Here is a 392-nt window from a genome sequence, read left to right on the forward strand (position 1 = left end):
CAACCACTTCTTTGTAAACATTAAAAGTCGTCGGTTCACTTTTCATAAGTCACAGCTCCCACAATCACTTCTTTGTAAACATTAAAAGTCATCGGTTCACTTTTCACACGTCACAGCTCCCACAATCACTTCTTTGTAAACATTAAAAGTCGTCGGTTCACTTTTCATAAGTCACAGCTCCAACAACCACTTCTTTGTAAACATTAAAAGTTAGCAAAGCATCGATGTCGTCACTCTCAGTGTCATCTTCTGCTGGCTCATCTAGCAAAGCATCGATGTCGTCACTCTCAGTGTCATCTTCCGCTGGTTCATCTAGCAAAGCATCGATGTCGTCACTCTCAGTGTCATCTTCTGCTGGCTCATCTAGCAAAGCATCGATGTCGTCACTCTCA

1 protein-coding gene is annotated in these 392 nt (G+C 42.3%); it reads right to left on the reverse strand.

Annotated elements, in window-relative coordinates; genetic code table 11:
• Positions 1–157 precede the first annotated feature (157 nt).
• The coding region (locus C2M32_RS16590; protein ID WP_199886183.1) for a hypothetical protein at positions 158–392 on the reverse strand (235 nt) is incomplete at its 5' end.

The organism is Pseudoalteromonas sp. T1lg23B, from assembly GCF_002964665.1.
Classification (GTDB): Bacteria; Pseudomonadota; Gammaproteobacteria; order Enterobacterales; family Alteromonadaceae; genus Pseudoalteromonas.